General features: G+C 50.0%; 25 protein-coding genes. 18 read left to right on the top strand and 7 right to left on the bottom strand.

Features of this window, described 5'->3' with window-relative positions:
• Nucleotides 1-2: 2 nt before the first annotated feature.
• Nucleotides 3-671 carry a thiaminase II gene (gene tenA, locus ABEA66_RS18675; RefSeq protein WP_345589730.1) on the top strand — a complete coding sequence of 223 codons (669 nt, stop codon included), beginning with the start codon at nucleotides 3-5 and terminating at the stop codon, nucleotides 669-671.
• Between the two features lie 173 nt (nucleotides 672-844).
• Here the strand turns inward: tenA and ABEA66_RS18670 are convergent, their stop codons facing one another.
• Nucleotides 845-1,531: a YjjG family noncanonical pyrimidine nucleotidase gene (locus tag ABEA66_RS18670; protein WP_345589728.1), complete on the bottom strand. Its 687-nt coding sequence runs from the start codon at nucleotides 1,529-1,531 to the stop codon at nucleotides 845-847.
• A 323-nt stretch (nucleotides 1,532-1,854) separates the two neighbouring features.
• Here ABEA66_RS18670 and ABEA66_RS18665 point away from each other — a divergent pair, with 323 nt between their 5' ends.
• Entirely contained in the window at nucleotides 1,855-2,160 is a 306-nt protein-coding gene (locus ABEA66_RS18665) for a DUF485 domain-containing protein (RefSeq protein ID WP_079909889.1), read from the top strand.
• Between the two features lie 43 nt (nucleotides 2,161-2,203).
• The gene (locus ABEA66_RS18660; protein ID WP_345589723.1) at nucleotides 2,204-3,733 is read left to right on the top strand and encodes a solute symporter family protein; all 1,530 of its coding nucleotides are present in this window, start codon (nucleotides 2,204-2,206) and stop codon (nucleotides 3,731-3,733) included.
• A gap of 101 nt (nucleotides 3,734-3,834) precedes the next feature.
• On the opposite strand, the gene ABEA66_RS18655 is transcribed toward ABEA66_RS18660, so the two are convergent.
• A complete protein-coding gene (locus tag ABEA66_RS18655) occupies nucleotides 3,835-4,050 on the bottom strand; it encodes a hypothetical protein (RefSeq protein ID WP_079909891.1) in 216 nt (71 codons plus the stop codon).
• A gap of 168 nt (nucleotides 4,051-4,218) precedes the next feature.
• On the opposite strand from ABEA66_RS18655, the gene ABEA66_RS18650 reads away from it, so the two are divergent.
• The 3 genes from ABEA66_RS18650 to desA all read left to right on the top strand — a co-directional run bounded on the left by ABEA66_RS18650 (nucleotide 4,219) and on the right by desA (nucleotide 7,351).
• Nucleotides 4,219-5,652 (top strand): FAD-binding oxidoreductase, encoded by a 1,434-nt coding sequence (locus ABEA66_RS18650; RefSeq protein WP_345589720.1) that lies wholly within the window; start codon nucleotides 4,219-4,221, stop codon nucleotides 5,650-5,652.
• Between the two features lie 6 nt (nucleotides 5,653-5,658).
• Nucleotides 5,659-6,213, top strand: a complete 555-nt coding sequence (locus ABEA66_RS18645; protein WP_345589718.1) for an MFS transporter — start codon at nucleotides 5,659-5,661, stop codon at nucleotides 6,211-6,213.
• 118 nt (nucleotides 6,214-6,331) lie between these two features.
• The gene (desA, locus tag ABEA66_RS18640) at nucleotides 6,332-7,351 is read left to right on the top strand and encodes a Delta(5) desaturase DesA (RefSeq protein WP_345589716.1); all 1,020 of its coding nucleotides are present in this window, start codon (nucleotides 6,332-6,334) and stop codon (nucleotides 7,349-7,351) included.
• Between the two features lie 65 nt (nucleotides 7,352-7,416).
• On the opposite strand, the gene ABEA66_RS18635 is transcribed toward desA, so the two are convergent.
• Entirely contained in the window at nucleotides 7,417-8,019 is a 603-nt protein-coding gene (locus ABEA66_RS18635) for a P-loop nucleotide/nucleoside kinase family protein (protein ID WP_345589714.1), read from the bottom strand.
• A 357-nt stretch (nucleotides 8,020-8,376) separates the two neighbouring features.
• Here ABEA66_RS18635 and ABEA66_RS18630 point away from each other — a divergent pair, with 357 nt between their 5' ends.
• The 8 genes from ABEA66_RS18630 (at nucleotide 8,377) to ABEA66_RS18595 (ending at nucleotide 16,533) form a co-directional block, all read left to right on the top strand.
• Nucleotides 8,377-9,339: an ABC transporter ATP-binding protein gene (locus tag ABEA66_RS18630; protein WP_345590090.1), complete on the top strand. Its 963-nt coding sequence runs from the start codon at nucleotides 8,377-8,379 to the stop codon at nucleotides 9,337-9,339.
• A gap of 26 nt (nucleotides 9,340-9,365) precedes the next feature.
• Nucleotides 9,366-10,322: an ABC transporter ATP-binding protein gene (locus ABEA66_RS18625; RefSeq protein ID WP_345589712.1), complete on the top strand. Its 957-nt coding sequence runs from the start codon at nucleotides 9,366-9,368 to the stop codon at nucleotides 10,320-10,322.
• A gap of 45 nt (nucleotides 10,323-10,367) precedes the next feature.
• On the top strand, nucleotides 10,368-12,026 hold the full coding sequence (locus ABEA66_RS18620) for a peptide-binding protein (RefSeq protein ID WP_079909897.1): 1,659 nt from the start codon (nucleotides 10,368-10,370) through the stop codon (nucleotides 12,024-12,026).
• A gap of 43 nt (nucleotides 12,027-12,069) precedes the next feature.
• Nucleotides 12,070-13,041 carry an ABC transporter permease gene (locus ABEA66_RS18615; protein WP_079909898.1) on the top strand — a complete coding sequence of 324 codons (972 nt, stop codon included), beginning with the start codon at nucleotides 12,070-12,072 and terminating at the stop codon, nucleotides 13,039-13,041.
• Between the two features lie 3 nt (nucleotides 13,042-13,044).
• A complete protein-coding gene (opp4C, locus tag ABEA66_RS18610; protein WP_079909899.1) occupies nucleotides 13,045-13,926 on the top strand; it encodes an oligopeptide ABC transporter permease in 882 nt (293 codons plus the stop codon).
• Between the two features lie 222 nt (nucleotides 13,927-14,148).
• A complete protein-coding gene (locus ABEA66_RS18605; RefSeq protein ID WP_192704127.1) occupies nucleotides 14,149-14,280 on the top strand; it encodes a cytochrome c oxidase subunit 2A in 132 nt (43 codons plus the stop codon).
• Between the two features lie 27 nt (nucleotides 14,281-14,307).
• The gene (locus ABEA66_RS18600; RefSeq protein WP_079909901.1) at nucleotides 14,308-14,793 is read left to right on the top strand and encodes a cytochrome c oxidase subunit II; all 486 of its coding nucleotides are present in this window, start codon (nucleotides 14,308-14,310) and stop codon (nucleotides 14,791-14,793) included.
• A gap of 90 nt (nucleotides 14,794-14,883) precedes the next feature.
• Nucleotides 14,884-16,533, top strand: a complete 1,650-nt coding sequence (locus ABEA66_RS18595) for a b(o/a)3-type cytochrome-c oxidase subunit 1 (protein WP_345589706.1) — start codon at nucleotides 14,884-14,886, stop codon at nucleotides 16,531-16,533.
• 323 nt (nucleotides 16,534-16,856) lie between these two features.
• Here the strand turns inward: ABEA66_RS18595 and ABEA66_RS18590 are convergent, their stop codons facing one another.
• On the bottom strand, nucleotides 16,857-17,198 hold the full coding sequence (locus tag ABEA66_RS18590; RefSeq protein WP_345589704.1) for a cupin domain-containing protein: 342 nt from the start codon (nucleotides 17,196-17,198) through the stop codon (nucleotides 16,857-16,859).
• Nucleotides 17,188-17,994, bottom strand: coding sequence for an EcsC family protein (locus ABEA66_RS18585; RefSeq protein WP_345589702.1), 807 nt, complete (start codon nucleotides 17,992-17,994; stop codon nucleotides 17,188-17,190). Before ABEA66_RS18585 ends, ABEA66_RS18590 begins: the two co-directional genes overlap by 11 nt.
• Before the next feature lie 180 nt (nucleotides 17,995-18,174).
• Between ABEA66_RS18585 and ABEA66_RS18580 the strand changes: the two genes are divergently transcribed.
• The gene (locus ABEA66_RS18580; RefSeq protein ID WP_345589700.1) at nucleotides 18,175-20,160 is read left to right on the top strand and encodes a Na+/H+ antiporter; all 1,986 of its coding nucleotides are present in this window, start codon (nucleotides 18,175-18,177) and stop codon (nucleotides 20,158-20,160) included.
• A 124-nt stretch (nucleotides 20,161-20,284) separates the two neighbouring features.
• Nucleotides 20,285-21,046, top strand: coding sequence for a DeoR/GlpR family DNA-binding transcription regulator (locus ABEA66_RS18575; protein ID WP_345590087.1), 762 nt, complete (start codon nucleotides 20,285-20,287; stop codon nucleotides 21,044-21,046).
• Nucleotides 21,047-21,221: 175 nt separating this feature from the next.
• On the opposite strand, the gene ABEA66_RS18570 is transcribed toward ABEA66_RS18575, so the two are convergent.
• The gene (locus tag ABEA66_RS18570; RefSeq protein ID WP_345589698.1) at nucleotides 21,222-21,677 is read right to left on the bottom strand and encodes a GNAT family N-acetyltransferase; all 456 of its coding nucleotides are present in this window, start codon (nucleotides 21,675-21,677) and stop codon (nucleotides 21,222-21,224) included.
• Between the two features lie 197 nt (nucleotides 21,678-21,874).
• Here ABEA66_RS18570 and ABEA66_RS18565 point away from each other — a divergent pair, with 197 nt between their 5' ends.
• Nucleotides 21,875-22,735, top strand: a complete 861-nt coding sequence (locus ABEA66_RS18565) for an SMR family transporter (RefSeq protein WP_345589696.1) — start codon at nucleotides 21,875-21,877, stop codon at nucleotides 22,733-22,735.
• Between the two features lie 214 nt (nucleotides 22,736-22,949).
• Nucleotides 22,950-24,263: an ABC transporter substrate-binding protein gene (locus ABEA66_RS18560; RefSeq protein ID WP_345589694.1), complete on the top strand. Its 1,314-nt coding sequence runs from the start codon at nucleotides 22,950-22,952 to the stop codon at nucleotides 24,261-24,263.
• A gap of 76 nt (nucleotides 24,264-24,339) precedes the next feature.
• On the opposite strand, the gene ABEA66_RS18555 is transcribed toward ABEA66_RS18560, so the two are convergent.
• The gene (locus ABEA66_RS18555) at nucleotides 24,340-25,026 is read right to left on the bottom strand and encodes a response regulator transcription factor (protein ID WP_079909909.1); all 687 of its coding nucleotides are present in this window, start codon (nucleotides 25,024-25,026) and stop codon (nucleotides 24,340-24,342) included.
• Nucleotides 25,027-25,116: the final 90 nt, after the last annotated feature.

The following is a 25,116-nucleotide window of genomic DNA, read 5'->3' as shown; positions in this document are numbered from 1 at the left end:
CCATGAAATTTTCACAAGAGCTGCGTCAAGCAGTGGAGGACAGCTGGAATGCAAGCTTTCATCATCCGTTCGTTCAAGGAATTGCTAACGGCACCCTGCCGCTTCAATGCTTCCGTTATTATGTGCTGAACGATGCTTACTACTTATCCCAATTCGCCCGTGTACAGTCCCTGGGCGCAGCCAAAGCGGCCGACCTTGCCACATCTAACCGGATGACCGTTCACGCTCAAGGAACTTACAATGCGGAGCTGTCACTTCACGAAACATTCTGCAAACGAATGGGCATTACGGCCGAGGAACGTGCCGCGTTTCAGCCGGCGCCGACCGCTTACGCCTATACATCGCATATGCAGCGGGTAGCCTATAACGGGCATCTGGGCGACATTATCGCCGTGATTTTGCCGTGCTACTGGCTGTATTACGAAATCGGCGAGAAGCTTCAGGGATCAACCCCGGAGGAGCCGATCTACCGCGAATGGATTGAGGCTTACGGCGGCGAATGGTTCCGGGAGCTGGTGCAGGAGCAGATCGATCGTCTGGACTCGATTGCCGCAGAGGTATCGCAGGCCGACCGCGATCGGATGAAGCAGCATTTTATGATAAGCAGTCATTATGAATATTTATTCTGGGAAATGGCTTATACGCTTGAAGCGTGGCCAGCCTATAAATAAGAAAGAGTACCTGTATATCCCCTTGCGGTTAACAGTGAAAAGAGTTCATGCAATGCTGGACTTAACACTGTAGACCGGAGGGGATTTTTATGAGACGAGGAGCAATACTTTTTTGCGAATGATAATGCTGTTTCAGGTCTCCTCCAAACATAAGAACTTGTGGGCATGTGCACTTATTTTACAATCTCTATCAGGCCTTCTAATTTATTTATTTCGTAAGTAGGTTTAAAGGATGTAGTATTTTCCTTGTGCTTTGGATTGAACCAACAAGTATCAATACCATAGTTAATTCCACCTTGAATATCAGAAGTCAACGAATCGCCTACCATTAGCACGTTGGATTTGTCTGTAATCTGAAGCTTATGAAAAGCATAATCAAAAATTTCTGTTTGTGGTTTTTGGAATCCAGTTAATTCAGAGATAATAATATGTTCAAATTTACCTCCTATAGGGGAATTATTAATTCTAGATGTTTGTACATTAGTGAAACCGTTAGTAATAATTGCTAAGCGTTTATGCGAGAGAGCGTTAATGACTTTTTCAGCTCCTTGGACGAGGTGCGATTGCTCTCCAAGAAACCCCAAATAATCTTGATTGAATAAAACTGCATCAATTTCAAGTTCATGTTCTAAAAATAATCTCTTAAATCTCTCTGAACCTAGTTCAACAAGGCTCAATTTTCCATTTTCTAATTCTCCCCATAACACTTTATTAATTTCTTGGTAACTCTTTTTGAACAGCCTTAAGCTATTTAATAGATTATATTTTTCAAGGACTTTTTTAAAAGCTTGTTTCTCCGATTTAGAAAAATCAAAAAGTGTATCATCTATATCAAAAAATATAATATCGTAATTCTTCATTTTGTCCCCCTATTTTCAGATCTAATTCATATATAAACTCCAAAATTGAGTTCTTTATATTATGACCAAGCTGGTGATGAGAATCAACTAAAAATGGCTGACTTCATAATACGAAAGGGAACGATAGTTTTACTTCGCATTTGAAGTGATTCTCGTTTCCTCTACATGATGTTTTACAAAAAAATAGTTTATAGCTAACGTAATATTGGAGATAGCATCCTAATAAATTGAAAATGGAAGCGCACACACCCTGGTCCATTCATCCAAGTCTAGGCAGCTGCCTGCAAGAGCTGCGGCGCAAAAAACGATGGGAGGCTGAGCGTATGAATGCCAAAGCGGTGGATTACAGTCGCATTGCCAATTCTCCTCAATTTAAAGCTTTAATCGCAAGGAAAAAACGATTTCTAGTGCCGATGTCTATCTTTTTCTTCGCTTATTACTTCGCGCTGCCCCTTTTAACCTCCTATTCCAAAGTGCTGAATGCTCCGGCCTTTGGCTCGGTATCCTGGGCGTGGGTTTTCGCCTTTTCCCAATTCATTATGACTTGGGCGCTTTGTATCGCGTACTCCCGCAAGTCCAGCCAATATGATGCGATGATCGAGGAAATTACGAGAAATAACGCGTCTTGAATCGGGTAAACCGCACGGTGAAAAGTCGAAGGAGGAAAAAAGGATGAATACGTCAGCATTCATATTATTTTTGGGGATTGTGGCCATCACCTTGATCATCACCTATTATGCGGCCAAAAAGACCAATTCGACGAACGAGTTTTATACGGCGGGCGGGGGATTGACGGGATGGCAGAACGGATGGGCGATTGCGGGAGATTATATGTCGGCAGCCTCGTTTCTCGGTATTGCGGGAACGATTGCTTTATCGGGGTTTGACGGCTTTTTCTACAGCATCGGCTTTCTTGTAGCTTATCTGGTCGTTCTATATCTGGTTGCTGAGCCGCTGCGCAATCTTGGAAAATATACAATGGCGGATATGATCGCGGCAAGGTTTAACAATAAAAAGATTCGCGGGGTCGCAGCGTTGAACACGATTACGATCTCGATCTTTTATATGATTGCCCAGCTGGTGGGGGCAGGGTCGCTGATTAAGCTGCTGTTAGGGTTGGATTACGTGACCTCCGTCTTGATCGTAGGGGCTTTGATGACGGTGTACGTCGTATTCGGCGGCATGCGTGCCACTTCGTGGGTACAGATTACCAAGGCGGTTCTTTTGATGGGGGGCACCTTCATCGTCTCGATCATCGTGCTGGCGAAGTTTCACTTCAGCATTACCGAAATGTTCGAGCAGATGAAGACAGCGACACCGCTGAAGGAAAGCTTCCTGAATCCCGGGAATAAATACAAGGTGCCGCTGGATACGCTATCCTTGAACCTGGCGCTCGTGCTAGGAACGGCTGGCTTACCGCATATTCTGACGCGCTTCTTCACGGTGAAGGATGCGCCGACGGCAAGAAGCTCCGTCGTTCATGCAACCTGGCTGATCGGAATTTTCTATATTATGACGATCTTCCTTGGCTTCGGCGCAGCGGCCTTCGTAGGCTACGATAATATATTGGCCGCGGACAAGGGAGGCAATATGGCGGCTCCGCTATTAGCCAGAGCGCTTGGGGGCGACCTGTTCTTCGCCTTTATTTCGGCAGTAGCGTTCGCGACCATTCTTGCAGTGGTGACCGGACTGGTGCTGGCTGCAGCCTCTGCCTTCGCCCATGACTTCTATACTCATATTATCCGTAAAGGAGATGCAAACGAGAAGGAGCAGATGAGCGTCGCTCGCTGGGCTTCCGTGGGGGTAGCGGTCGTTTCCATCCTGCTGTCGCTGTTTGCACAAAAGCTGAATGTGGCGTTCCTCGTGTCCGTCGCCTTTGCTATTGCGGCAAGCGCGAACCTGCCCGTAATTCTGTTTACTATTTTCTGGAGACGCTTTAACACGGCAGGTGCAATAACCGGGATGCTGACAGGCTTGATCAGCGCACTCATTCTGGTTATTGTAAGCCCGAGCGTCTGGAGTCCCGAGCCGGGCAAGGCCATCCTGGTCGGGCAGGCGCTGTTCCCTTATGCGAACCCGGGCATCATTTCTATACCGCTCGGCTTCCTAGGCGCGTGGATCGGAACCTGGCTGTCGCGTTCATCCGATTCAGCGAAATATGATGAAATCCTGGTTAAGGCGCATACGGGGATGAAGCTGTAGAGCTGCAGCTGCATCAGTCATTCATAGCAGGGGTGGCGAGACAAGAAGCAAGAAGACCGAGCGCGGTATACGCCCGGTCTTTTTTTGCTTCCTAAGCATCTTTATCGCTTCTTCATTTCGAAAAACTCACAAGAGCTTCGCGAATGATAGGTCACATCGCTGACTCCCGCTTGCGTCACGATGAAGGAATCCGTAAAGCGGGTAATCACGACGCCGGAATCCACAATATGATCGTCCTGAAACACGCGTACTTTGGACTGACGGTCCATCGCTTCCTGAAAATCGGCATCGGTGACGAGTCGGCGGTTCATGGCCATGGGTCAGAATCTCCTATTGTATCCATATTTGAAAAGGCTATCGCCTATTATAACAGAAAAGAGGACGGGCTTGCAGACCTCGAGTGAAAAGCTCGTGACCCCATTTCCAACTTGTGGTATGTTGGATGGGCGGAGGCTTCGCACAATCGATAAGGGAGAAGGATAGGAATGAAGAAATGGGTTGCGCTATTGCTGCTGGCCTCTCTCTGCCTATATCAATATTTCAGCTTGAATACCGCGGATCAGGATCCGTTCCTGATTACGGACTACAGCCGGCTTCATCCGGTCAAGGTGGAGCGGGTCGTGCAGGGCCGCGAGGAGGAGCAGCTGGTTCATCTGCTGCAGGAAGCACGGGACAAGCATCTTACCGTATCCATCGCAGGCCAGCGGCACAGTCAGGGAGGTCATACCTATTATAAGGACGGTATCGTTGTCGACATGACTTCATTTAATAAAATCATCTCCATGGACCTGCAGGCGCGAACTATCCGCGTTCAGGCAGGCGCGACGTGGAATGATGTTCAGGAGGCCGTCAATCCGTATGGACTGTCGGTCAAGACGATGCAGTCCCAGAATATTTTTACCGTAGGCGGATCTATCAGCATCAATGCCCATGGAAGAGATATTCGCAATGGCTCCTTAATCAAAAGCGTGGAGTCGTTTCGACTGCTGACGGCCGACGGCCAGGTGAAGCAGGTGAGCAGGACTGAGCATGCGGACTTGTTCCCTCTGGTTCTGGGAGGCTATGGTTTGTTCGGCATTATCCTGGATGTGACCTTAACGCTTACGGAAGACGAAGTATACAGGATATCAACGGAGAGGATGACGGTTGAGGATTACAGCGGATATTTTAGAAGCCAGGTTCAAGCCGAGCCCGATATCCATATGCACATCGCCCGCATCTCGGTTGCTCCGGATTCGTTCCTTAAGGAAATGTATGCCATCAATTACAAGGTGGATAGGGAGCTCCCTCTTCGGCAGTATCAATCCTTGAAGACAACGGAGGATTGGGTGATACCGACCAAGCTGCTGTTTCAGATGAACCGCGCCTCGGACAGCGGAAAGAACATGTTCTGGCGGATGCAGCAGTGGTATTTCAACCGGCAGCAGCAGTCGGTCATCAGCCGAAACAATGCCATGCGGTCGGAATCGCAGTTCATGGAGTACAGGGAGGCAGGCAGAAATGACCTGCTTCAGGAATACTTTATTCCGGTCAATGAGTTTTCCTCTTTTGTCCAAAGCTTTGGGGAAGTGCTGAAGGACGAGCATTTGAATTTGCTGAACATTACGGTGCGTTATGTCAATCAGGATCGGGAAGCGGTTCTCTCTTACGCTCAAGAGGATATGTTCGCTCTCGTCTGCTTGTTTAACGTTCCTTTGTCGGACGAAGGGCAGGAGAGATTCAAACAAAGCATTCAAAGTGTTATCGATCGGGTTATTGCCCACAAGGGGACGTATTATTTGCCGTATGCGGCGTATCCGAAGCGGGAGCAATTTGAGGCGGCCTACCCGCGTTCCCGCGAATTTTGGGACAAGAAATCCGAGTACGACCCCGAAGGGTTGTTTATGAATTATTTTTACCAACAATACAAGGGGGACTAGCCTGATATGAAGCTTCGCTGGCTTATCCGTTCACAAAGCATCGTCACGCTGGCGGGAGGAATGATTTATCCGTATTATCTGCTGCTTCTAAAAAACCTGGGGAACAGCTATTCCAAGTACGGGCTTGCATTCGCTGTCTTTACGATAAGCTCGGCTGTCGTATCCCAATGGATCGCGCCCAAGCTAGACCGATATGCCGTAACGATACTTGCAGCAAGCTCCGCGGGCATGATGATCGTCATGCTGCTGTTCCCGTGGGTTTCCTCATACGTGTGGGTACTCCTGCTTCAATGGATCATGGGCAGCTGCAACGCGCTGCAAAAAACAACCGAAAAAGTGCTGCTGGCCGATTATACCGAAAAAGGGGACCGGGGCGGAACGGTCGGAACGTATCATTTTTGGACTTCGATTGCTTCCGGCTTCGCCGTTTTGCTGGGGGGCTTCATGATGGATTGGATGACGATGAACGCCTTGTTCTATGCCAGTGCCCTATTATACGGTGTCGGCGCATGGGTCGTATGGCGCCAAAGGAGAGAGAAATTGGATAATTTAGGACGCTAATATTTCGATGGAAAAAATATTTTTTTATTGAAGTGCAACCTTTCCTTCTTATCGTCGTATAATCAAGGTTGGTATATAACCTACTATACGTAAACATGGAGAGGAAGATTGTATTAGAATGCTTCATAAGGAACAAGACGGCTGGCGTAAGGACATCGCGCCATACGAGAGACCCCGCATTAAGAGCAGCGTATGGCAAATCATTAATACGGTTGTGCCGTTTTTCCTGCTTTGGTATTTAGCTTATGTGAGTTTATCGGTTTCATTTTGGTTAACCCTGTTATTGGCCATTCCTGCCGGCGGATTTCTAGTTCGAATCTTCATCATTTTCCATGACTGCTGCCACAAATCGTTTTTTCGAAATAAAGCAGCGAACGAAATTATCGGTACCATTACAGGAATTATGACCTGCTGCCCCTACAACCAATGGAGGCACAGCCACTCGGTTCACCATGCGACAAGCGGTAATTTGAACAAGCGGGGAACGGGGGACATATGGACTTTGACGGTTGAGGAGTATGGAGCTTCCTCATTTCCTAAACGATTGTTGTATAGGCTCTACCGCAATCCGCTGGTCATGTTCGGTCTCGGTCCGATCTACATCTTCCTGATCGATTATCGGTTTAATCGGAGAAATGCCGGCTTTAAGGAAAGAATGAACACATACATTACCAATCTTAGTATAGTCGGGACAGCCGCTTTGCTTTGCTGGTCTATTGGCTGGCAATCCTTTCTTATGGTGCAGGGCCCGATATTTTTCATCTCGGGTGCTGCAGGGATTTGGCTCTTTTATGTTCAGCATCAGTTTGAGGATACGTATTATGAGAATGAGGAGCATTGGGACTATGTCCAGGCGGCTTTGAAGGGAAGCTCCTTTTACAAGCTGCCTCGAATCTTACACTGGATTACGGGAAATATCGGCTTTCATCATATTCATCATTTGAGTCCTCGTGTACCGAATTATTATCTTGAGCAGGCTCATAACGCGAACCCTGTACTGAGGGACGTCAATACGATTACGCTGTTAACCAGCTTGAAATCGTTGAAGTTCAGAATATGGGATGAGGATAGCAAGCAGTTTGTGGGCTTTAAGCATATGAAGCAGCAGCAGCTTAAGGTGAAACCGAAAATAGAATAAAGAGGCGTTAAAGGAGAAGGCATTCGTGAGGGAATGCCTTTTTCGTATTTTATAGCGAACCATAGTCAGAAGAAGGTCGTCTCTTCCCCATAAATAAACCGCTCAAGCTCGGATAGCTTTGCGTCGGATAACGTCTCCGAATTGTCCAGGTAGAGGACCGGGCACGCGGAAGAATCCCATTGAATCGTCTTGCGCGTTAAGGACGGGCTAAAGCTGCTCCAGTTGTTCAGCTTCCAATCGTCCAGCTCCGAGCCTCTTGCCGTAATCCGTTCGCGATAGACGGAAGCGTCGCGCAAATAAACGTACACTGCTCTTACCTCTACCTCGCGAGCCGCCGCTCCGATACGATTCAGCTCCTGGTCAAGCCACGAGACATTCTCAATTTCTTTGGTAAACGGGCCGACGACATAAGTGTCGATTCCGAGCTCAAGGTTTTCCAGGGCGGCATCCATCGTGATCCGATAGCCCAGGTCGCGGCAGTGTTTCTTGTATACAGGGGAGTCCCGATCGGTAGGATCCAGTCCGGATAGCGTCATAATCGTCTCGGCTGCCGGACGCAGCAGCGTGTCCATATCGAAAAAGGCGGGACGATGCTGTCGCGCTAGCGCCTTAGCCAGAGTGGTTTTTCCTGCGCCCGCAGGTCCTATGAAAAACACGAGTTTGGGCATAGCTTCCTCCGTAAGGTTATGATTAGTGATACAAGTCTCCCCATATTGTAGCATAATCTGGAACTCGCGTAGTATACAGTGGAGTCAGTTATTGGGGAAATCGGAGATTGGCTGAAGCAGATCGATATTCATTCGCTATAAACTTTTTGGTAATAACCTACAAATCCGCATAAAAAACGAAAACTAAGAAATCCGATTTGTATTGGAAGCATTGGGTTTATCTCATTTTTATAAAGAAATTTTTAATATTTTTAATGACAACTTGGTCAATTAACCATAAAATAGAAGACAATACGAATTACATAATTTTTCCGTTACAAGAAAAATGATCCTGAATTTGAAGTGAGGGTGATCCCCCTGTCCGAGGCGATCTTGGAAGTAAAATCTTTGAAAACCGTCATAAGAGACAAGAAGCGCGAATTGACCGTTGTCGACGGTATTGATTTTGAAATCGGCAAAAATGAAGTCGTAGCCTTGGTCGGCGAGTCCGGCTGCGGCAAAAGCATGACCTCCTTATCGATCATGCAGCTGCTGCCAAGAGTCGGAGAAATCGCTCAAGGCGAGGTGAGGCTGGAAGGCCGCAATCTGATCGGCCTGAACAAGCGCGAGATGTCCCGGATAAGGGGCCGTGAAATCGCGATGATCTTCCAGGAGCCGATGACTTCGCTGAATCCGGTTCTAACTATCGGAACCCAGCTGACGGAAGCGATCAGCCGGCATTTGAACGCTTCGAAGGAAGAAGCGATTGCAACTGCTGAGGATTGGCTGCGGCGCGTAGGCTTCCCGGAGCCGAGCCGCATTCGCAAGGAATACCCGCACCGGCTGTCGGGAGGAATGCGCCAGCGCGTCATGCTGGCGATGGCGATGGCATGCAAGCCGAATCTCCTCATTGCTGACGAGCCTACAACGGCGCTGGATGTAACGATCCAGGCCCAGGTGTTGGACTTGATTCGCCAGCTGCTGCAAGAGACCGACATGTCGGTCTTGTTTATCACGCATGATCTGGGCGTTGTCGCCGAGATGGCGGATCGGGTTATCGTCATGTATGCCGGTCAAATAGTGGAGACCGCAGACGTCAGGACGATTTTTACGGGAGCGAAGCATCCATACACGAACGGTTTGCTGCAGTCCACGCCCCGCATGCAAGGTACGATCGAGAAGCTGGTTCCTATTCCCGGCAACGTGCCGCCGGCCGGCTCTTTCCCGGCAGGCTGCAGGTTCGCCGACCGCTGTCCGCAGGTGTTGGCGGAATGCCGTGAACGGCAGCCTGAGCTGAAGGACATCGGCAGCGGCCATCAAGTCCGGTGCCTGCTGGTTTAGCTATTTTCAAAGGGGGATGACGGAACGTGAGCGCACCGCTTTTAGAAATAAAAGGATTAAAAAAGTATTTTGGAATCGGTGGAAACTTGAGCAAGGGAGCAGTCAAAGCCGTAGACGGGGTCAGCTTTACCGTTAACGTCGGGGAGACGCTTGGTATCGTAGGAGAATCCGGCTGCGGGAAATCGACGGTAGGCAGGTTGGCTTTGCGCTTGATGGATTTGACCGATGGTGAAATTTGGTTTCAGGGACAATCCATCGGCCAATGGAGCCAGCGGCAGCTCAAATCGGTCCGCAAAGATATGCAGTGCGTGTTTCAGGACCCCTATGCATCGCTGAATCCGAGAATATCGGTAGGGAAAGCGATTGCCGAACCATTGGTCGTGCAAGGCGGACTCAGCTGGAAGGAGGCCATGAAACGGTCGGAGCAGCTGCTGGAGATGGTAGGTCTCAGCGCCCAAACAGCCAGATTGTACCCGCATGAGTTCTCCGGAGGACAGAGACAGCGTATTGCCATCGCCCGTGCTGTTTCGCTAAATCCAAAGCTTATTGTGGCGGACGAGCCCGTATCTGCGCTTGACGTATCGATTCAGGCTCAAATTGTGAATCTGCTTGGGGAAATGCAGGAGAAAACCCGGGTAGCGTATCTGTTCATTTCCCATAATTTGAGCGTCGTCCGGCATATTTCCGACCAGGTCGCGGTGATGTATTTGGGTCAGATTGTGGAGCTGGCCAACAGGGACCAGCTGTTCGACCGTCCGCAGCATCCGTATACGCAAGCATTGCTGTCATCGGTCCCCGAGCCGGCCATGGATTCGAAGCGGGAGCGGATTATTTTGAAGGGGGAGGTGCCGAATGCAGCGAACCCGCCTTCAGGCTGTTCCTTCCATCCCCGCTGTCCCCATGCAGCGGAACGGTGCCGGACGGAGAAGCCAGCTTTCAGGGAATGGGAGCCGGGCCATTATGCCTCGTGCCATTTCATATAAATCTTATCCAGTACCAGGTTATGACAAGAAAGGGGTATCCATTTGATGAAAAAACCATTCGGTAAAGCCGGCAGCATCGCTCTTGCTGCGGTCATGAGCGCGACGCTCTTATTATCAGCCTGTACGTCAGGCGGAGGAGCGGGCACCCAAGCAACGGACAAGCCTGCCGATCCGGCGGCAACGGCATCCAGTAAGGAGAAGATCGACGGCGGGGAAATTACGACGGCATACTTGTCGGAGCCCCAAGGCTTCATCCGTTTTTGGGCAACGACGACAACCTCCAGCGAAATGATCGAGCTGGTGTTCAGTACGCTGTACCGTTTTGACGAGAAGCAAAATATCGTGCCGGATCTGGCGGTCGGCCAACCGCAATTTTCGGACAACAAGCTGGAAATGACCGTGAAAATCCGCAACGACGCCAAGTTTACGGACGGCAAGCCGGTTACGGCGGACGACGTCGTATTTACTTACAACATCCCGATTAATCCGGAATACAAAGGGCCACGCAAAGCGCCGTTTACGAAAGTGACCAAGGTCGAAAAGGTGGACGATACGACGGTGAAGTTCACATTCAGTGAGCCCAATGCCGGTTATATCGACATGATGATCTATAACATTCTGCCGCAGCATCTGCTGAAGGATGTAGCGATTAAGGATATGGAGAAGTCGGCGTTCTTCAAGCAGCCTGTCGGCTCGGGTGCATACAAGCTGGAGGAGTGGAAGCAAGGCCAATACCTGCGCTTCGTTCGCAATGAGAACTACTATGGCGGCAAGCCTTCCGTCGAGAAGGTAACGGCCAAAATTATTCCCGACGCCAATGCGATGATGGCACAGCTGCAAACCGGCGAAATTAATGTGATTGCCGTTCCTGCCGATAACTTGCAGGCGATCGAGCAGTTCGCCAAGACATCTGGCAAAATCAAGCTGCAAAAAGGCATCGGTACGGGCCAATACCAGTTCGTGGCCTGGAATTTGACCAATCCGCTGTTCCAGGATAAAAAAGTGCGCCAAGCGCTGACGATGGCGATTGACCGCCAAGGGATCGTGGACAATGTGGCGGAGGGCCAAGGCAAGCTGGTGAACAGCCAAACGTCTCCTTCCTACTGGAACTTCACGGATAACGTCCCTAAATTCCCGTACGATCCGGAAAAGGCGAAGAAGCTGTTGGAGGAAGCAGGCTGGAAGGACAGCGACGGCGATGGGATTTTGGACAAAAATGGTCAAAAATTCGAGTTTGAAATGCAAACGGTTCAAGGAAACAAGGTACGGGAGAAAGCAGTAACCGTAATTCAGCAGCAGCTGAAAAAGGTCGGCGTCAGCGTACAGCCACGCGTGGTAGAAGGCTCCGCATTCACGAAAAACTGGTCCGGCAAAAACTTCGTTGCTTTGTTCCACGGCTGGAGCATCTCCGGAGATCCGAATCCAAAGAGCATCTGGCATTCCTCCATGGTTGAGGGCGGCTCGAACTACATCACTTATAACAACCCTGAGGTCGACAAGCTGATCGATGAGGACTTGAGAACCTTTGATCTGAACAAGCGCAAAGAGCTTCTCGGTAAAATTGATGCCCTGATCGCTGAGGATCAGCCTTATACCTTCTTGTACTCTCCTACCGTGACCATGGCTTATCCAAGCAATCTGGAAGGGTTCAATCCGGCCCGCGATAACTTGAAAGAGGTTCAGAAGTGGTATTTTACCAAATAATCGAGACGTGATTTTGAAATTATAATGAAAGAAGTGACCTCCGGTGGCCCGTTATGCCTTAAGGCGTTTGCTGAACGCCATTCCCATTCTGATCGGTATTACGATCATTTCGTTTGCAATTATTCATATGGCTCCGGGCAGCCCGCTTTCTCAGTACATCGATGATCCGACGATTAAAGCCGTTGACAAGGAGAATATGATAAAATCCTACGGATTGGATCAGCCTCTCTACATTCAGTATTGGAAATGGATCAGCGGCCTGGCTGTAGGCGATTTCGGGACCTCCTTCCTGAAAAACCAGCCGGTATCGGAGCTGTTATGGGATCGGCTGCCGAACACGCTGCTGTTAACGGTAACCAGCTTTTTGCTGGCGATAGCCATAGCGGTTCCGCTCGGCATCCTATGTGCCGTGAAGGTCAACTCCCGATTGGACCAGATCGTCTCGGCGATCACCTTCGTCGGGATTTCCATCCCCGGATTTTGGCTGGGGCTGCTCTTGATGATGTTCTTCGCAGTCCGGCTCGGATGGGTGCCATCCGGGGGGCTGCAGACGATCAACGCTCCGTTCAGCTTATCGGACCGGGCGCTGCATTTGGTCCTGCCTGTATTCACCATCGCCTGCTCGGAGGTTGCCGTCTGGATTCGTTATGTGCGCTCCAGCATGCTGGAAGTGATCAATCAGGACTATATGCGTACGGCAAAGGCCAAGGGGCTTCGGGACGGCCGGATTCTTTCGTTCCACGGCTTGAGAAATGCAATGATTCCGCTTATTACATTGTTCGGTCTATCTTTGCCTCATTTTTTCGCGGGCTCCGTCATCGTGGAAACCATTTTCAGCATTCCGGGCATGGGACGTCTCTTCACCGAGGCGGCCTTCCAGCGTGACTATCCGGTCATTTTTGCCGTAACGACGCTGGTAGCCTTTCTTTATGTGCTCGGCAGCATACTGGCCGACTTATCCTATGCTCTCCTGGATCCACGGGTGAGCTACAGTAAAAATGAAGCGAAGGTGTAACCGATGAATGCAGCCGTAACCACAAACAATTCAACCGTGAACGTATCCGCCCAGCCGAGAAATCGCGCATGGGAACGGTTCAAGAGCAACCGTCTGGCGTTAATCAGCCTGGTTATTATGGCCGTGTTAATCCTGCTGGCGCTGCTGGCTCCGGTTATCGCTCCGTATGACCCGGCGGACCAGGACTTGATGAACCGGCTGAAGCCTCCGAGCAAGGAGCATTGGTTCGGAACGGATGATTTGGGACGCGACTTATTAAGCCGGGTTCTGTACGGGGCCAGAGTATCTTTGTCCGTAGGCATTTTCTCCGTCGTATTCAACGTCATCATCGGGGTGACCGTCGGAGCTTTAGCCGGATATTACGGCGGGCGTGTCGACAGCATTCTGATGCGTCTGGTCGATGTGCTGCTGGCATTCCCGCAATTTTTCGTCCTGATTACAGTGGTGACGATCCTGAAGCCGAGTCTGTTCAACATTATCGTCGTGTTCGTCGCCTTCGGCTGGATGGGGAAAGCGCGATTGCTGCGGGGACAGATCATGTCGATCAAAAACCGGGAATTCGTCGATGCGGCCCGAACGATCGGAATGTCCGACTTCCGGATCATCTTCGTGCACATTTTGCCTAACGCGATTGCGCCGGTCATTATCTCTGCTACGCTGCAGATGGGTTCGATGATTTTGACGGAATCGAGCCTGAGCTTCCTCGGTCTAGGGATTCAGCCACCGACGGCCAGCTGGGGGAACCTGCTGCAAAGCGCCCAAAGCTTGACGATCATGACCAAGGCGCCATGGTATCCTATCATTCCGGGCTTCATGATATTCCTGACGATCATGTGCTTTAACTTTATCGGCGATGGACTGCGCAGCGCCTTCGATTCGCGTTAAACCGCCGTTATTACCTGAAGAGACATTTGGATGAAGAGTCCGAATGTCTTTTTTCATTTTACCCAGAGCTGAGCATGTTCGGTCTTTCCTGCAAAATACTTTTTCCGTACATAAAATGTTCACGATTTCCGGCGGATCGCTTGTGACTTTGCTCATAGTGGGCTTGCAGCCTTGCTTTTACAATGAACACAGAAGTTAACATCCGAAGGGGGAGGAAGCGTGATGGAGCTCAAGGATTCAAAATCGGCAGACGATACCAAGCTGAAGGGGACGTTCGTATCGGTCATGCTGCTGGCTGCTTTTCTGATATTGAGCTGGGTCGGCGTATTCGTATTGTTTGCTGCTCGGGGGTAATCATTTCGTGGAAGGGATTGAAGATGGATGCATATGCACAAGCTGGAGAAAATTTGGTTAACGGTCGGCGTCTCGATGCTGGGTGTGTTTTTGATCGTGCTGGGGGTCGGAGCTTTTGCCCTGGGAGCGCAGCCTCCGGGGGACCATGCATCCGGCCATCACCGTGAAGTCGTAGATCCGGAGACGGTGGACCAGACGGCGCCATTCAACGAACCGGGCTTGAAGAAAATCGGAGACAATGAGTATGATGCGTACATGCTGGCGTTTGCTTTCGGCTATGGGCCGGAGAAAATGGAGATCCCCGCCGGAGCTACCGTGCATTTTCACATGACAAGCAAGGATGTTGTACACGGATTTCAAATTCCGGGAACGAATGTAAACATGATGGTGGTTCCAGGAGAAATCAACCATTTGACCTACAAGTTCACCAAGCCGGGGGAATATTTGGTACTGTGCAATGAGTACTGCGGTGCGGCGCACGAAATGATGCAGACAAGAATTATTGTCAAATAGTACGTTGCAGGAAACAGCTCTATGTCTGATTCCTGTTATGTGAAAAAGATCACAATAAGCGGGCAGTGATTGTAAAGGAGTGTTATCAAAATGAGTAACGAGATAAAAGAATTCGACCGCCGTGATTCAGCGCTAGTGCTCGCGCATGTATTATTCGCATTTCTGGCTCTTCTGCTGGGGGGAGTAGCCGGCGTGCTGCAAGGCCTGGTACGAGGCGGAGCTATTAAGCTGCCGTACGAAATCGGATATTACCAGCTGCTTACTGCGCATGGCGTGCTGATGGCGCTTATTTTTACCACGTATTTCATCATCGGGTTTCTGTACTCCGGCGTGGCTAAAACGATGGGAGGCCGCCTGCTGCCGATTGCCAGATCGCTAGGATGGCTCGGGTACGGACTGATGACGTCGGGTACGATTCTTGCCACAATCATGATTTTGTTGAATAAAGCGACGGTGCTGTATACGTTCTATGCTCCGATGAAGGCATCGCCATGGTTTTATGTCGCTCTGGTTTTAGTTGTAGTAGGCAGCTGGATGAGTGGTTTTGGGATATTTATCCAGTATCGGTATTGGAAAAAAACGCATGGCGGCCGCATGTCCCCGCTATTTGGCTTCATGGCTGTCGTGACCATGCTGATGTGGCTTATTGCCACGATCGGCGTCGCTATCGAAGTCTTGTTCATGCTGATCCCTTGGTCGTTCGGTTGGGTAGAAACGGTGAACGTGGTGCTGAGCCGTACTTTATTCTGGTACTTCGGCCATCCGCTCGTTTATTTCTGGCTGCTCCCAGCCTATATGTGCTGGTATGTTGTGATTCCCAAAATTATCGGCGGCAAAATGTTCAGCGATGCGCTTGCGCGGTTGGCTTTTATCATGCTGCTCTTGTTCTCCATTCCCGTCGGATTTCACCATCAGCTGATGGAGCCGGGGATTTCGTCGGTATGGAAATACGTGCAGGTGGTTCTTACCTTTATGGTTGTCGTGCCTTCTCTCATGACAGCCTTCTCACTGTTCGCCACCTTTGAGCTGCATGGGCGGTCAGTCGGGGCAACCGGGTTATTCGGATGGCTGAAGAAGCTTCCTTGGAAGGACGTGCGTTTCTTCGCTCCTTTCATGGGCATGCTCATCTTTATTCCGGCCGGTGCAGGAGGTCTGATCAATGCAAGTAACCAAATGAACATGGTCGTTCATAATACGCTGTGGGTGACGGGGCACTTCCATCTGACCGTTGCAACAAGTGTCGCGCTCACCTTCTTCGGAGTGACCTATTGGCTGCTGCCTGCATTGACAGGGCGTGTCCTGACGCCTTTGATGCATAAGCTGGGGATAGCCCAGACTATCGTCTGGCTGGCCGGGATGTTCTTCATGTCCGGCTCCATGCACATCTCCGGGCTGCTCGGCTCACCGCGCCGAACCGCTTATACGACCTATGAGAACCATCCGGATGCGGTTCTATGGATGCCTTATCATGTAGTGATGGCCATAGGAGGGACGATCCTGTTCATCGGCGTCATTATGATGATCATGAACGTGATCATGCTGCTCAATGCGCCTAAGGGCAGCACGGAGTATCCGATTGCCGAAGTGCGGGATACGGCGGAGCAAACCCCGGCGATCTTCGAGCGCTGGGGAGTATGGGTCGGCGTGATTGTAGTTCTTGTCCTTGTGGCCTATACGGTTCCGGTTATGGAGATGTTGAACAATCCGGGAGCGGGGTCGAAGGGAATCGTTACCTGGTAAAAATAAAGAAGCCCCCTAGAAGGGAGCGAGTTTGTTGAGAAGCCTGTAGAGCTTGAACTTTTGCTAATATACTCCGGTGGGGTATGCCCCTACAGCCGCTGTTGAAACCCGCGAAATATTTATTTAATTTTATGCGGTATTTTCGCGGGTTTCAAAGGCGGACGTAAACTCTTCCGAAGCATACCCCACCTCCATATGTAGCAAAGTTCCCGCAAAACCAGACTTCTCAACAACCCGAAGCTTCCTAAAAGGAGCTTCTTTATTTTTTCTTTTTTAAGTCGGAGGGATACCAGGGGCGGGTCAGTAGCATGGCATGACCGAGCCTATTCCGCCGAGATACGATCTCCGCGGGTTTGCGGGTGGGAGATGACCAGAAATTCTACGTCCTGCTCCGAACTGTTTTTCATTTGATGGGGGACTCCCGGAGGGATTTCGATCCCTTCCTGAGGCTGAAGCTGTACCGTCTCACCGTTCAGCTCCATCTCCGCCGCGCCCTTCAGCACGAAAAAAAACTGCCGGGATCGTACATGATAATGACGCACTTCCGCGGTTCCGGCGGGCATCCGTTCATGGATGACGCTTAAGTCCTCCTGCTTGACCAAGTGCCATCCGTCAGATTGATCTCCCCATACATAATGCTCTGCGGTTTGTTTGCTAATCTTCATCCGTTCCATCCCCCTTTTCTGGATCCGAAGAATCCTGCAGTTTACGGGCTTCCGCTTCCTGAAGCCAGCGCAGCCGGTAGCAGTTCATGCCGACCCGGCCCAGCTCATCGAGCAGGCCGTAGTTCGCCCATGCGCCGACGACAGCGCCTATGCCCGGCACCAGCTGGAGCATCTTTCGAAAATCGATCGTATCCCGATACTCCTGCTGCAGCTGCTTCCAATCAATATGCCGAGCGTAAGATTCGGCAGGCGGGAGAGAGCGTGCGGTTTCCGGCCAACGGGACAAGGTCCGGAATAACGCCTGCTTTTTATCCTGGCCCGAGAAGGCCAGCTGAAAAATATACAGGATAAACAGCCGCTCCCGGTAATCCTGTGTGGAATGCCCATAGGCATGCGCCAGCTCGAACAGAAACTTCATTTTAATTCCGATGAGAATGGGGAAATCCGCCAGCCCGAGCAGAATGCCTCCCGCGCCTGTGCCCGCGCCTTCCGCCGCCGCCAGCTTTTTATAAAAGCCGAGCAGTTCTTCGGCCCTGTGATCTCTCAAGGCAAGCGTAGCTCCGACGATAGGAGGATTCTTGGGCATATATTCCAGGCTGAATAACGCGGTCTGGACAATTCCCTTAACGGTTGCCGTAATCGTCTGATGCACCTTTTCCGGAATGACCTGATTGATTTTCATCGAAACCGACCGTGACGTTCTCTCCAGTAATCCTGGCGGCTTTAATAATTCCCTCTCCCACAGCTTCAGGGCCTTGGCCGTCTGCTGCTCGTATAAGCTTCCGTTAGTATCCATGGGACGGATTCCCCCCATTAGTCAAATTCAGCCGTTCGGCATAAGTAGCTATATTATACATGGAAAGCGGCGTTAATCACAAAAGTAGGCGGAGCGTTCAAAGATAATCGTTTATCCCGGGGGAAATTCGGTTATACAAGTGTTAGACGACACCATATTCCCTGAAGGAGACTTGGCAGGATGGAAGTATTTTTGGCGGTCCTTATGCTGCTGGTAATGATCATTCTTTCTAATTTGCTGAACCGGTTTATGCCGCTCGTTCCTGTCCCGCTAATTCAGGTTGCCTTGGGAATGATATTGGCCATTTTGCCGCTAGGACTTCACCTTCCCTTGGAGCCTGAGCTGTTCTTTATTTTATTCATTGCCCCTCTCTTGTTTAATGATGGCAAAATGACCCCAAGAGACGAGCTCTGGAGATTGCGGGTTCCGATTTTATTGTTAGCGTTAGGACTGGTTTTCGTCACTGTATTTGTTGTCGGCTATTTTATCCATTGGATGATTCCATCGATTCCGCTTCCGGCCGCCTTTGCTTTGGCTGCCATCTTATCCCCCACAGATGCGGTTGCGGTAAGCTCCTTGGCAGGGCGTATCCGATTGCCGAAGAAGATCATGCGCCTTCTCGAAGGAGAGGCGCTGATGAACGATGCCTCCGGCCTGGTCGCCTTCAAGTTCGCCATAGCGGCTATGGTTACCGGAGCCTTCTCGCTGGGCAGCGCCGCGCTTAACTTTGTGCTGGTCGCGATAGGCGGGCTGGCGGTCGGCGTCGTCGCTGCCTTTCTCATCATTCGCATCCGGATGCTGATTCGCCGGTTAGGTATGGAGGATGCGACCTTCCATATGCTGCTGCAAATGATAACTCCCTGCCTCATCTACTTTCTGGCGGAGGAATGCAAGGTATCCGGCATTTTGGCCGTGGTGGCTGCGGGGATCGTTCATGCGGTCGAGAAGGATCATATGGAGAACACGACCTCTAAAATGCAGATCGTCTCCGCCAGCACCTGGTCGGTTATTTTGTTCATCTTGAACGGCCTTGTATTTCTCATTCTGGGGGTGCAAATACCTGAGGTCATTCATGTCATCTATGTCGACGCCGCTTTTAATAATGCGCAGGTGTTCGGCTATATTATTATCGTCTCGCTCATGCTGATCTGTCTTCGCTTTATCTGGGTTTTTCTGTTTTTGAAGAAAGCCGACTTTACCGCTTCCTTGCTGACCTCCTTGTCAGGTGTGCGAGGAGCGGTCACTCTGGCAGGCGCATTTTCGATCCCTTACACTTTAATGGACGGAAGCCCGTTTCCGGAGCGGTCCCTCATTATTTTTATTTCGGCAGGCGTGATCTTGTTCACGCTTCTGGCCGCGAGTCTTCTGCTGCCGCTCTTCGCAAAGCGTGAGGAAGGGGGAGCGGAGGACAGTCATCAGCTGCAGGAGAAGGATGCGAGAATCCGGATTATTAAGGCGGCCATAAGCTCCATTAGAGAAGAAATGACTGACGAGAACCGCCCTGCGGCCCAATCCGTGATTACCGATTATAAAAAGCTTCTGAGGGCGGGAACCGAGATCGGTTACAACGACTCCAGATTAAGCCAGGCGTATCGGGTGATGGAGAATGAAGCCAGACTGATCGGCATTCAGGCGGAGCGCGAGGAGCTGGCCCGAATGCTGGCTGACAAAGAAATATCGCACGAGGTGGAGCTGCAGGCACGGCGGATGCTGAACGAAATGGAGCTCGCCTGTTCGAACCGGCTTCGTCTTAGGCTGTCGGTGCCTGCCATTGTGATGAAGCGTTTATGGTCGAAGTGGGGCAGGAAGAAGCAGGAGCAAGGCCTGCCTACCGATTCGCTCCGCTCAGCCAAAATTCAGACGTCGCGCGCGGCCATATCGGCAATCCAGAAGCAAATCACCGAGAAAAACCGAAGTGCTTATGAAACGGTTATTTCTCACTACCATATCTTGATTGATCGGCTATGCAGGAAGCAGATTCAACCGCATAAATTGGAGCAGTTCCATAAGCAGAAGACGGAGCTGCTATTCAAGGCGATCCAGGCGGAGCGGAACGAGGTTCAGCAGCTGTTTGAACAGGGAGAGATCAGCCGCGAAATGGCCGGCGCGTTGCGCAAGTTTATCAATTATACGGAAGCGACCCGTCTGGAGGAGGAGCCTATCTGATCTCTTGTGCGGGTAGTTGTAACTGTGTGTGTTTCGTTATGAAAAACGGTTGGTTTATGCTACAATGTCGATAGCTTGTGTTTCCGCGAGCCAGCTTGTTGGAAAGGACGGAAATAACTTGTTCGTGCAGCAAAGGCATCAAGCCATCATTCAAAAAATTAACAAAGAAAAATCGGTCGTCGTCTCCGATCTGATTGAGATGTTCGGCGTCTCGTTCGAAACGGTGCGCAGAGATTTGGAATTTCTGGAGAAGGAAGGCTTTCTTAAGCGGGTGCACGGTGGAGCCATTCTGGCTGACATAGACTATAAGAAGGAACAGCCGTTAACGTTTCGGGAAACGAAATTCGTCGAGGAGAAGAAGCAGCTCGTTGAGCTGGCTACCCGGTACGTAGAGGAAGGGCAGTCCATAGCGTTGGATGTCAGCACTACCAATACGGAGTTTGCACGCGCCTTGAAGCGCAAGTTTGAGCGGCTTACGATCATTACCAATTCTCTTCCGATTGCCAATGAGCTTGTAGAGATGCCCAATTATACGATTATCCTGACGGGCGGCGTCATACGCAATCAGGAACGTGGGGTTGTCGGGGAGCTGGCGGAAGCCTTCGTCTCGCAATTCCATGCCGATCTGTTCTTCATGAGCGTGAGCGGGATTTCTCTGGAAGAGGGGATTACCGATTACGGCATCGGCGAGATCCAGCTCAAAAAGATTATGCATAAAAATGCCAAGCGCACCATCGCGCTCGCCGACAGCAGCAAATTCGAGGTCGTGTCATTGATCAAGGTTTGTGCGATTAACGAAGTGGAGCGCATTGTCACCGATTCATTAATTGATCGGGAGATTGTGGAGAAGTATGCGAATAGTGGGATTTCAATCGTATTTGAATAAAGTGAAGCAATAACAGGCCAAGCGCGCCGAAGCGGTTGCCGTTCTGTTGAGGATGCTTGACAACCTGTAGAAGTCATACGGTAACAGCTTGCCCCGTAAGAGGATTTGTACCCCTAATAGGGTCCTCTTACGGGGCTATTTTGATACGGGTGGTCCCATTCTGAACGATGTTGAATTACACAATGGTGTCATGCTCATATAGTTTAGTTGGTCTTCCCCATTCGAAAATGTCCAATCCAATTTCCCTAAAGCCATATTTCTCATAGTAGAGAATATGGTCCGTCGCCAAATAGACCTTCTTATAGCCCAATTGCCCCGCTATGTTTCGGGCGTGCTCCAATAAAACCGAGCCATACGCTTGTCCCCGCTCTTTTTCGTCAATGAATAGTGGAGCTATCCACGGGGTTAAATCTTTTCTCCTTACAAATTCATGTTGAATTAACTGATAAAATCCAATGATTTGATTGTCCTTCAGGAGCAGAAATGTAAACGGCAAGCCTGCTTCTGACGATAAGCTTAGATCAATCTGAGGAAGAACAACATTGGCTACGTTGGGCCACTTTGCTTTAACATATTCCGCAAGCTCCATCTGGCGCTCAGGGCAATCCTGAATGGATGTAATAGCTAACATATGGACGCATCCTTTCCGAATGAAAGATAGCTTCAGATTAAACGCTGTAGGAAAGAGGAGCAACGGAAAGTTTAGTTCAAATGAAAAAGTAGGAGAGGCGCCCCTGACAAGTGTTATTTGAAACCGGAAAAAGGGTTGAATATTTGTGTGTTTGTGTGTTAATATGTGTGTTGGTTGGTGAGAGGGGATGACTTCTTTTGATCATTGTTGCCGTACTATTAGTCATTTGTTCAGGATTGACCCATGCGGTCTGGAATTTGTTCGCGAAGAAAAGCGAGGAGAAGGGCTTGTTTCTATGGGCTATTCTTATCCCCTCCGTCCTCGTGCTTCTTCCCTCATCTTTCATGGAGCTCCTTCATGCACAGCTACCGGCTTCCGGCTGGCTGCTCGTTCTGTTATCCCTCGGGTTGCAGGCCGCCTATGGTCTTCTGCTGACAGAAACCTACAAGCACGGTGATCTGTCCCAGGTGTATCCGCTGATGAGAGGGACGTCGACGCTGCTGATTCCGGCAATTGGCGTGCTATTTCTCGGCGAATCGCTTTCTTTGTGGGGATGGCTGGGGCTCGCTTGCATCATAACCGGAATTTTTCTTATGAGCAGCCGGCTGCTTGGACGTCATAGCGGCCATGCGCAGGGGAAGCCCGTAATATTAGCTCTTTTGGTAGGGCTGTGCACGACATGCTACGTCCTTGTCGACAAACTGAATTTGTCCAATCTGTCGCCGTTTACTTTGCTGGAGATTGCCAATATCGGTTTCGTCCTCGGCATTTCCAAGTCGGTCCGTACCGTCCCGCATTGGAAGAAGAAGCTGATGGAGCAATGGAAGGGGATTGCCGTCGGATCCATTTTGAATCCGGGCTCTTATCTGCTGTTTTTGTATGCCATGAATATTTCCCCGTTGTCCCACATTTCACCGATAAGAGAGGTGGGAATCGTATTCGGGACGATATTGGGGGTCTGGCTGTTAAAAGAAAAACAGGGGCTTCAAAGAATCGTATCCTCTGCCGTCGTCGCTATGGGCATTATGCTGGTGGCTATTTGGGGCTCTGCGGGTTGATTCGAACATTGGCAAGAGGTTTTGAATAAGATGTGAATATAGTACAAAAATGAATGAATATTGTGGTGCATGCTGCAATGTTCTTTTGTTATATAATAAATGAAAGCGATTTATGTAAGCGTTTTAATTCGAGGTCATAAAGCGGTGCTACAGGTTAAACGTCACCTTGAATCAGTGTCTTTCCTTGCATATTTCATTTTCGGGGGGTCATGGAATGAAAAGAAGAAATCGTGTGATGCTGGCTTCATCCTTAAGTACGCTCTTGATGTTGTCCGCCTGTGGAGGTGCGGACGGCGGAGGCTCCAAGGAGAATCAACCTACAGCCAAGGCAGCTAACGAGGTCAAGCGGGAGCCTGTAGAAATTACGTTTTACCGTCCTAATACGGGAACGACGGATGAGCAGTTTATGGACTTGATGGGGAAGAAAATTAAAGAGAAGTTTCCGTATGTGACCCCCAAATTTATCCCATTCGGTACGGGAACGAGTATTAATGAGGTTATAGCCTCCGGGCAGGACCTTGATATCGTCATTCTATCCATAGGCTTCGTCGCCCAGTTCCAAAATTACAACCTTCAGACTGATTTAGGCGAATTTATTAAGAAAACCAATTACGATACAAGCCGTTTGGAAAAATCTATGTTTGATTTCATTAAGGATTATGGCAAAGGGAGTATATTCTCTCTACCGATCTTTACGACGGCGGAAGTTCTTATGTACAACAAGGATTTGTTTGACAAGTTCGGCGTACCTTACCCTAAGGAGGGCATGACCTGGGACGATCTGTATGAGCTGTCCAAAAAGATGACGCGTACGGAGGGAGGGACGCAATACTACGGCTTTGCAACCTCCGTGTCCCATATGGAGAGGGTGAACCAGCTATCGCTGCCATTCGTTGATCCCCAGACGATGAAGCCAGCGATGGATACGGAGAAATTCAAAATGTTCGCGGAAAATTTCGCGAGGTTTTATAAAATCCCGGGCGCGGTTCTTCCGAAGGAGAAGCACGGGAAGGAGGCCGATCTGTTCATCAAGGACCGGACGCTTGCCATGTACGCTTACTTTAACAGCACGATGGTAGGAGCCCCTGCGGATATGAATCTGGATGCCGTACCGCTGCCATCGTTCAAAGAAGCGCCGGGAGTCGGCTCCCAGATGTACCCTACCCTTGCCAGCATCGCCAGCACAAGCAAGCATAAGGATGTTGCCTTTGATATATTGGCTTATCTGACCTCCGACGAGATGCAGGAGAAATTCGCGGCGGACGGCACGGGAATGCCGGTTGTGAACAATCCGAAGCTGATCGAATCGTTCGGCAAGGATGTACCGACGCTGAAAGGGAAAAACATCAAAGCCTTTTATCCGACCAAGCCGGCGCCGATTTCACCCAAAACCGTCTACGATGATATAGCCGAGAAGCCTACGACAGCAGCGTTCCGGGAGGTTGCTCAGGACTTGAGCGATGCAAACACCGCCTTCCGCAAGGCGGCGGAGCAGGCGGCCAAGGATATCGAGGCAGCGAAGAAATAGCGGGTTAACATGTTTAGCTGAAATTAATACACACGGCAGCTTCGAGACTCTCGAAAGCTGCCGTTTTGCGTTACAGTCATAGTTTTTTCAGCACCTCGAATATTTTCAATTCATTGACCGTCGCCACCACCTCGGCCGTGCTCTGCATTTTGAATTTTTTCAGGATGCTGCCGACCTGCTTTTTGATCGTTTCGTATTCGACGGTCCGCTCCTCGGATATTTGCTTGCGCGTTTTATTCTCACAGAGAAGCTTGAGCACCTGCAGCTCGCTTGGCGTCAGCTCCGATATAATTTGAATGACATAGAGCAGGCTGGTTTCCGTTTTTTTGATCCGGACGAATTCCTCGCGTATCTTCTCGGCGATCATGGGACGGATGGGGGACCGGTTATGAAAAGCCGAGCGTATGGCCTCCACAATTTCTTCCTTCTCCGCCGTTTTCAGGATGTAATCCATAATGCCGGTTTGAAACGCAGCGAAAATAATATTGTCGTCCTTATGCACCGTCAACACAATAATTTTAATATGCGGCAGCTTCTCATTAATTTGTTTGGCCGCATGAATGCCCGCTAGCGGATCCTCCATTTCGATATCCATCAGGATAATATCCGGTTGATGCATGGCGGCGTACATGACAGCTTCGTAGCCTGAGCTTGCCGACGCTACACTCTCCATATCCTCACAAGCGGCAATGATACGCTCAAGCCTTCTGCGATGAGCCTCCATATCGTCTACAATCAGTATTTTGATGTGATCCCCGTTCATGAAAGACGCCTCCCCTTTTTCTGGCTGTTGTCGGATGGGGGTATATTTTATTCCCCTGCCTTATCTCGAAATGTTTGAATAAACGGCTTC

This window comes from Paenibacillus vulneris (genome assembly GCF_039543185.1).
Taxonomy (GTDB): Bacteria; Bacillota; Bacilli; order Paenibacillales; family NBRC-103111; genus Paenibacillus_S; species Paenibacillus_S vulneris.
This window is presented reverse-complemented; position numbering and strand designations above follow the sequence as displayed.

Bases quoted from the DNA above. Each gene is read 5' to 3' on its own strand.
- opp4C (WP_079909899.1), top strand. From the start codon at position 13,045: ATGAATGCAGCCGTAACCACAAACAATTCAACCGTGAACGTATCCGCC.
- ABEA66_RS18635 (WP_345589714.1), bottom strand. From the start codon at position 8,019: ATGCCCAAACTCGTGTTTTTCATAGGACCTGCGGGCGCAGGAAAAACC.
- ABEA66_RS18595 (WP_345589706.1), top strand. From the start codon at position 14,884: ATGAGTAACGAGATAAAAGAATTCGACCGCCGTGATTCAGCGCTAGTG.
- ABEA66_RS18580 (WP_345589700.1), top strand. From the start codon at position 18,175: ATGGAAGTATTTTTGGCGGTCCTTATGCTGCTGGTAATGATCATTCTT.
- ABEA66_RS18560 (WP_345589694.1), top strand. From the start codon at position 22,950: ATGAAAAGAAGAAATCGTGTGATGCTGGCTTCATCCTTAAGTACGCTC.
- ABEA66_RS18660 (WP_345589723.1), top strand. From the start codon at position 2,204: ATGAATACGTCAGCATTCATATTATTTTTGGGGATTGTGGCCATCACC.
- tenA (WP_345589730.1), top strand. From the start codon at position 3: ATGAAATTTTCACAAGAGCTGCGTCAAGCAGTGGAGGACAGCTGGAAT.
- ABEA66_RS18655 (WP_079909891.1), bottom strand. From the start codon at position 4,050: ATGGCCATGAACCGCCGACTCGTCACCGATGCCGATTTTCAGGAAGCG.
- ABEA66_RS18620 (WP_079909897.1), top strand. From the start codon at position 10,368: ATGAAAAAACCATTCGGTAAAGCCGGCAGCATCGCTCTTGCTGCGGTC.
- desA (WP_345589716.1), top strand. From the start codon at position 6,332: ATGCTTCATAAGGAACAAGACGGCTGGCGTAAGGACATCGCGCCATAC.
- ABEA66_RS18645 (WP_345589718.1), top strand. From the start codon at position 5,659: ATGAAGCTTCGCTGGCTTATCCGTTCACAAAGCATCGTCACGCTGGCG.
- ABEA66_RS18650 (WP_345589720.1), top strand. From the start codon at position 4,219: ATGAAGAAATGGGTTGCGCTATTGCTGCTGGCCTCTCTCTGCCTATAT.
- ABEA66_RS18670 (WP_345589728.1), bottom strand. From the start codon at position 1,531: ATGAAGAATTACGATATTATATTTTTTGATATAGATGATACACTTTTT.
- ABEA66_RS18665 (WP_079909889.1), top strand. From the start codon at position 1,855: ATGAATGCCAAAGCGGTGGATTACAGTCGCATTGCCAATTCTCCTCAA.
- ABEA66_RS18555 (WP_079909909.1), bottom strand. From the start codon at position 25,026: ATGAACGGGGATCACATCAAAATACTGATTGTAGACGATATGGAGGCT.
- ABEA66_RS18585 (WP_345589702.1), bottom strand. From the start codon at position 17,994: ATGGATACTAACGGAAGCTTATACGAGCAGCAGACGGCCAAGGCCCTG.
- ABEA66_RS18605 (WP_192704127.1), top strand. From the start codon at position 14,149: ATGGAGCTCAAGGATTCAAAATCGGCAGACGATACCAAGCTGAAGGGG.
- ABEA66_RS18570 (WP_345589698.1), bottom strand. From the start codon at position 21,677: ATGTTAGCTATTACATCCATTCAGGATTGCCCTGAGCGCCAGATGGAG.
- ABEA66_RS18590 (WP_345589704.1), bottom strand. From the start codon at position 17,198: ATGAAGATTAGCAAACAAACCGCAGAGCATTATGTATGGGGAGATCAA.
- ABEA66_RS18600 (WP_079909901.1), top strand. From the start codon at position 14,308: ATGCATATGCACAAGCTGGAGAAAATTTGGTTAACGGTCGGCGTCTCG.